This window comes from Streptomyces sp. NPDC054961 (genome assembly GCF_053609145.1).
Map to the genome: position 1 here is coordinate 146,504 of NZ_JBSGWY010000010.1, position 6,386 is coordinate 152,889.

Consider the following 6,386-nt stretch of genomic DNA (forward strand, 5'->3'; position numbering starts at 1 on the left):
GACCTACGCCTTCGGCACGACGGGGAAGCTCCCCGTCGACGTCGGCGCGTGCTCCGGGAGCCACAGCACCGCCACCGCGCCCGCCGCCGCGCCCTCGCGGGCGAAGCCGCCCGGCGCCGCCACGTTGCGGAACGTCAGCCGGGCGCCCAGCACCCGCGCCTGCCCCTCCGCGATGGTGAGCCCCAGCCCGTGGCCCACCCCGGCGCGGTCCGTCGACCCGGTCCGGAACCGGCTCGGCCCCTCGCGCAGCAGCGCTTCCGGGAAGCCCGGCCCGTGGTCCCGCACCCGTACGACCCGGCCCTCGACGTCGACCTGGACCGGCGCCCGCCCGTACCGCGAGGCGTTCGCCAGCAGGTTCCCGAGGATCCGCTCCAGGCGGCGCGGATCGGTGCTGACGATCTCGTCCGCGACGATCCGTACGCTCGCCTCCGGCATCAGGGAGTGGACCCGGCGCCCCACGAACTCGCCCAACGCCACGTCCTGAAGTTCCGCCCGCTCGGACGCGCTGTCCAGCCGGGCCACCTCCAGCACGTCCTCGACCAGCGCCCGCAGTGCCTGCGCGCGGTCCCGTACGAGCTCGGTCGGCCGGCCCGGAGGCAGCAGTTCCGCCGCCGTGAGCAGGCCCGTCACCGGGGTGCGCAGTTCGTGCGCGATGTCGGCGGTCACCCGCCGCTCGGCCTCCAGCCGCTGCTGGAGCGCGTCGGCCATCGCGTCGACGGCCCGCGCCAGGTCGTCGGTCTCGTCGCGTACGACGCCCCCGACGGCGTCCCGCACCCGAACCTCGGGATCCCCGTGCGCCACCCGCTGCGCGGCGGCCGCGGCCTTGCGCAGCCGGCGCGAGATCTGGCCGCCGATGAGCACGCCGAGCGCCGAACCGCCGATCACCACGGCGAGCGAGCCGACGACCAGGGCCCGGTCCAGGTCCCGGAGCATGTTGGCGCTCTCCCGGAACGGGGAGTGGAGCGAGAGCACCTGCCCGTTGCCGAGCGGTACGGCGGCCCACACCTCGGGCAGTGCGCGCGGGCTCTCCTGCACATAGGTGCCGCGCCGCCCGGACCGGGCCTTCTCCCGCAGACCCGCGGGCAGTTCGGGGTCGTTGAGCTTGGCTCCCATCGAGGGCTTGCGGTTGGCGTCGGCGCTGCGGGAGATGAACTGCACCCGGTCCAGCTGCACCTCGCGGGCGCTCTCCAGCATCGACACGCGGGCAGCGCTGTGCACCACCAGGCTCAGTGCGATGGCGGTGAGCGCGCCCACGGACGCGATGGCGAGCGTGATCTTCCAGCGGATCCCGGTCCGGAGGGTGAACCGTCTCATTCCCGCTTCATCCCCGTGTTCATCCCCCGATTCTCCCCGGCTTCATTCTGGTCAGGGCCCTCAGGCCTTCAGCTTGTATCCGAAGCCCCGGACCGTCTCGATCCGGTCCTGGCCGATCTTGGTGCGCAGCCTCTGCACGTGGACGTCCACGACGCGGGTGTCGCCGCCCCAGTCGTAGTCCCAGACCCGCTCCAGCAGCCGGTCGCGCGAGAGCACCGTGCCGGGGGACGTGGAGAACTCCAGCAGGAGCCGCATCTCGGTGGGGGTCAGCGCCACCGAGGCACCGGCCTTGCGCACCTCCATGCCCTCCGTGTCGACCTCCAGGTCGCCGAAGACCAGGACCCCGTGCTCGGCGTCGTCGTCCTCGTCGGCCCCGCCGCCCTGCGGGCCGCCGGCGTGGCCGAAGCGGCGCAGGACCGCGCGGATCCGGGCGACGAGGACCGAGCCGTCGAAGGGCTTGGTGACGTAGTCGTCGGCTCCGGCCTCCAGACCCAGGACCACGTCGATGGAGTCGGCGCGCGCCGAGAGCATGATCACGGGGACGGTGGACTCGTCGCGGATGCGGCGGCACAGGCTCACGCCGTCCATGCCGGGCACCATCACGTCGAGCAGCGCGATGTCGGGGCGGTCGGCCCGGAAGGACTCCAGGCCGGACAGTCCGTCGGGCATGGCGGTGACCACGAAGCCGTCACGCTCCAGCGCCAGGGTCGTGGCCTCGCGGATGACGTCGTCGTCCTCCACGAACAGGACATGCGTCTCGGCCATTCGGGAGCCTCGCCTCGCCTCGGTACTCGGTACTTTTCTCAGTGCTCAGTGCTCAGTGCTCAGTGCTCAGTGCTCAGTGCTCAGTGTTCGCCGCTCGCCGCGCGGTGCTCAGCCCTTCGGGCTGACGGCCGGCGCGGGGGCCGCCCCGCCGTCGACCACGTTGCTGTAGTCGGTGTGCACCCGGTCCTGCTCGGTGAACTTCTCCCCGTTCCAGCGGTACGTGATCGTGTCCTCGCCCGAGGGATAGGCGAGCGCGTCGCTCTTCCCGTAGACGGACTTGGTGACGACCAGGTCGCCCCGGTCGATCTCCGCGTAGACGGGCGGCTGCTCGTCCGAGAAGACATTCTCGTACTTCCCGTCGTCCGCCCGGTACACGTACGAGCCGCGGCCCAGGGCGTCGGCGCAGGACAGGACGTTGACCACGATGTCGACCGCCGGTCCGCCGGTGACCTTCCCGTAGCTGACGTCGACCGGGTACTCCTTGCCCGTGCAGGGCTTCAGCTCCCGCTTGACCTCGGCGCTGACCTTCGGATCCGCCTTGATCAGCGCGACCGGGTCGATCTTCTTGCCCCCCGGCGTCCCGGAGGCCCGCGGGGCGAAGGGCGCGGCGGCCGTCCCCTCGGCTTCGCCGGAGGGGACGCCGGTCTTGGCCACCGACTCGGTGCGCGCCGGGCCGCCGTCCCGCAGGCCGGTGCCCCCGGTGGAGCAGCCGGCCGCGAACAGCACAGTGCCGGCGAGGACGACCGTCCCCGCCGACATGAGTACCACCGAGCTCTTGCCCGCCAGACGCCCTTCGCCCGGTTCCCGGGCGTTCGGTGTCCGACCGTTCAGCTGTGGGCCGTTCAGGCCGCGCACCGCTCACGCCCCTCGTACCGGATCATGTGGTCGCCGCGGTGGTCACCACGCTCCAGCGCGCGCATGTCCAGGTCCCGGCTCTCCAGCTCCTGCCGGAGACGGGCCAGTGCGCGGTGCAGGGTGCTCTTCACGGTTCCCGCCGACATGCCGAGCGCCGCGGCCGTCTCCTCGGTGCTCATCTGCTCCCAGTGTCGCAGGACGACCACACTGCGCTGCTTGGGCGCGAGCACCTTGAGGATGTCCATCAGCAGGGCGCGGTCGGCGCGCTGGTCGGTGCCGTCCTCGACCGAGGCGTCGGGGAGCTGCTCGGTGGGGACCTCTTCGAGCTTGCGGGCGCGCCACCACTCGGTACGGGTGTTGATCATGACGCGGCGCAGGTAGGCGTCGGCGAGGGACTTGTCGGCGATCCCGTCCCAGCGGCCGTAGGTACGGAAGAGGGCGGTCTGCAGGAGGTCCTGTGCGTCGGTCGGGTCCGGAACCAGGCGACGGGCACTGCGCAGCAGCGCGTCCTGCCGGGTGCGTACGTACTCCTCGAACGCGAGTACCTCGCCGTGCGCCATCTCTAGACCGCCTCCGCTGCCGCTCATCCGCTGCCTTACGGATCAGACGGTACGGAGGCGTTGTCACGGGCCTGTGCGGGTCAGCCTTCGGTGGGCGCACGGACACCCATAGATTGTGTAACGAAGCCCGTGAGCTGCGGGTTTCGCCGGGCTAAGCGGAATCCTCCCGTCAGTCCTGAGGGGTCGTGGGGAGCCCCGCGGGAAGCCGGTACATCTGACCGGCCAGCGGCTCCACGAGCCCGTCCGAGACCAGCCCGTCCAGCGCGCGGGCCCGCTGCACGGGCTCGTCCCAGACGGTGTCCAGGAGGGACAGCGGCACCGCGCCGACCGCCTCGCGCAGCACCGCGAGGAGTTTGCCGCGCACCTGACGGTCCGTCCCGGCGTACGTCTGCCCGCGCCTCGGCGGCCCCTCGTGCGCGGGCTTCCCGGCGAGCCGCCACGCGCACAGCCCGGACACCGGGCAGCGCCCGCAGTCGGGGCTCTTGGCCGTGCAGATCAGCGCGCCGAGCTCCATCGAGGCCGCCGCCCAGCGGGCCGCGGTGTCCTCGTCCTCGGGCAGCAGGGCCCGCGCCAGGCGCCGCTCGGCGGCCGTCGTGGCGTTCGGCGGGTACTCGACCCCGGTCGCGGCGCGCGCGAAGACCCGGCGCACGTTGGTGTCGAGGACGGCGTGCCGCTGCCCGTACGCGAAGGAGGCCACGGCCGCCGCCGTGTACTCGCCGATCCCGGGCAGCGCCAGCAGCTGCGCGTGCTCGCGCGGTACGTCGCCCCCGTGCCGCTCCGTTATCGCGACGGCCGCGCCGTGCAGGCGCAGGGCCCGGCGCGGATAACCGAGCCGCCCCCACGCCCGTACGGCCTCGCCGGGGGCCTCGGCGGCCAGGTCGGCCGGGCGGGGCCAGCGGGCGACCCACTGCTCGTACACCGGCAGGACCCGGTTGACGGGGGTCTGCTGGAGCATGAACTCGCTGACCATCACGGACCAGGGGCCGGCCTCGGGACGCCGCCAGGGCAGGTCCCGGGCGTGCGCCTCGAACCAGGCGATCACGGGAGAGTGCAGCGCGGCCGGGGCCGCCGGGGCCGCCGTGGGCGGCGCGGGCTGCGTGGACGTCGCGGGGTATGCCGGGGATGCAGTCATGACAGACGGCATCCTGGCACGTTTCGCCCCTACCGCGCCGGGTCCGGGCCGGTGATCAGGACGGCGGCGCGGACCCCGCTCGCCCGCAGGGCGGTGATGATCCTGGCCGTGGGACCGGTCAGCGCGAGGACGGTGAGCACGGCGAGGCTCGAGCCCAGCAGCAGACCGAGCGCCACGTCGTGGGGGTAGTGGACGCCGACGAACACGCGGGAGAAGGCCATCAGCAGCGCGAGCGGCACGGTGAGCAGGACGAGCCGGCGTACGGCCAGGGCCAGTGCGAGGGCGGCGGCGCCGGCGATCGTGGCGTGGTTGCTGGGGAAGGACCAGTCGCCGGAGGCCGGGCAGGTGAGCAGCGAGTCCGCCGCCCCGGCCACGGCCCGGCAGGGGCGCTCCTCGTGCACGCTGGACTTCACCAGCGCCGAGGCGACGTACGCGACGGCGGTGGCCAGGGGGGCGAGCACCGCGAGGGCGACCGCGCGGGGGTCGTGCCGCGTCCGGGAGCGCCACCACACGGCGATGAAGAGGGCGCCGAAGGCGAACAGGCCGTACTCCGTCCAGAGCTCGAAGGCCGATTGCACCCAGCCGGGGGCGGAGCGGGCGAAATCGGTGATGTCGAGATAGAGGCCAGAGCTGTCCATGGTGACCGACAGTACTCAAAGCGGAATAATGGCCTCATCAATTCCGGACCGTTCCGGACCTCACCGGGTGGCCCCGGGTCACTCCGCAGGATGATCATCGGCAAAACAAGCCGAGTGCGCGGCATGTGGGCACGGATCGCGCCCTGAACTCTCGTAAAGTTCCCTCCGTGGGATCTCTGCGCAATCCGGTCGGGCCGCTCCCCTCCTCCATCTACTGGCGACGGAGGGCCGTGCTGGCGTCCGTTGCCGCGCTCCTCGCGCTCCTCGCCGTATGGACCGTCAGTTCCGGCGGGGGGAAGCCGGGGACGGACGGCAAGGGCCAGGGCGGCTCCGATCCCGTCACCCAGATCACCCCCGGACCGTCGGGCTCCGGCCCGGCGATCAGTCAGGCCCCGGGCGGCCGCGGCGAGTCGGGCAGCGGCGGCGGCACGGGCGCCGCCGCCGGCGCGGGCTCCGGCGGCGCGGGCTCGGGCAAGAACGGCGAGCCGGGCTCCGCACCGGGCTCGGCGGACGGCGGCGCGGGCACCTCCGGCCAGAACCAGGTCGTCCCGGCGGACTCGCCGGTGCCCACCTGCGCGCCCAGCGCGCTGCAGTGGGAGGTCAAGAGCGTGAAGAACGAGTACGAGGCGAACGAGAAGCCCCGCCTCGAACTCGTCGCGCGCAACGTCTCCGGAACCACCTGCAAGGTCGATCTCGGCCCGAAGCAGGCGGTGCTGACCATCACTCAGGCGAGCAACGCGAAGCCGGTCTGGTCCTCGGCGGACTGCCCGACGGGCGCCGGCAGCATGTTCTTCCGGGTGCCCTCGCAGGGCGAGACGAAGCAATCGCTCGAATGGGACCGCCACTTCAGCGCGGCGGCCCAGTGCCAGTCGCCGCCGCCCGGCGCGGCGACGCCGGACACGTACGTGGTCGAGGTCAAGTCCCCGGGCATGGCGGTGGCCCGGACCTCGTTCGTCCTCAAGCAGGACTGAGGCGGGGGACCGCAGCAGGACCGAGGCGGGAGACCGCAGCAGGACGGGGGCCGGGGGGGGCGGGGGGCGGGGCCGCCGCCGGGGGCGGGGCGCGGGAGAGGGGGACTCGAAGAGGAGGACGCCCCCCGCCGCCGGGCCCGCCGCGCGCCCC

At 73.3% G+C, this 6,386-nt stretch carries 7 protein-coding genes; 1 reads left to right on the top strand and 6 read right to left on the bottom strand.

Features of this window, described 5'->3' with window-relative positions; translation table 11 throughout:
* Positions 1 to 3: 3 nt before the first annotated feature.
* The 6 genes from cseC to ACWF9Z_RS12920 form a co-directional block, all read right to left on the bottom strand.
* Complete coding sequence (cseC, locus tag ACWF9Z_RS12895) at positions 4 to 1,314, bottom strand: two-component system sensor histidine kinase CseC (protein ID WP_453601037.1); 1,311 nt, start codon at positions 1,312 to 1,314, stop codon at positions 4 to 6.
* 60 nt (positions 1,315 to 1,374) lie between these two features.
* Entirely contained in the window at positions 1,375 to 2,079 is a 705-nt protein-coding gene (gene cseB, locus ACWF9Z_RS12900; RefSeq protein WP_453601039.1) for a two-component system response regulator CseB, read from the bottom strand.
* 108 nt (positions 2,080 to 2,187) lie between these two features.
* Positions 2,188 to 2,838, bottom strand: a complete 651-nt coding sequence (locus ACWF9Z_RS12905; RefSeq protein ID WP_453601042.1) for a hypothetical protein — start codon at positions 2,836 to 2,838, stop codon at positions 2,188 to 2,190.
* Between the two features lie 83 nt (positions 2,839 to 2,921).
* Positions 2,922 to 3,494 (bottom strand): SigE family RNA polymerase sigma factor, encoded by a 573-nt coding sequence (locus ACWF9Z_RS12910; protein WP_453601045.1) that lies wholly within the window; start codon positions 3,492 to 3,494, stop codon positions 2,922 to 2,924.
* 169 nt (positions 3,495 to 3,663) lie between these two features.
* Positions 3,664 to 4,626: an A/G-specific adenine glycosylase gene (locus ACWF9Z_RS12915; protein WP_453601047.1), complete on the bottom strand. Its 963-nt coding sequence runs from the start codon at positions 4,624 to 4,626 to the stop codon at positions 3,664 to 3,666.
* Positions 4,627 to 4,655: 29 nt separating this feature from the next.
* Positions 4,656 to 5,264 carry a phosphatase PAP2 family protein gene (locus ACWF9Z_RS12920; protein WP_453601050.1) on the bottom strand — a complete coding sequence of 203 codons (609 nt, stop codon included), beginning with the start codon at positions 5,262 to 5,264 and terminating at the stop codon, positions 4,656 to 4,658.
* A gap of 167 nt (positions 5,265 to 5,431) precedes the next feature.
* Between ACWF9Z_RS12920 and ACWF9Z_RS12925 the strand changes: the two genes are divergently transcribed.
* The gene (locus ACWF9Z_RS12925; protein WP_453601052.1) at positions 5,432 to 6,235 is read left to right on the top strand and encodes a hypothetical protein; all 804 of its coding nucleotides are present in this window, start codon (positions 5,432 to 5,434) and stop codon (positions 6,233 to 6,235) included.
* The last annotated feature ends 151 nt before the right edge of the window (positions 6,236 to 6,386 follow it).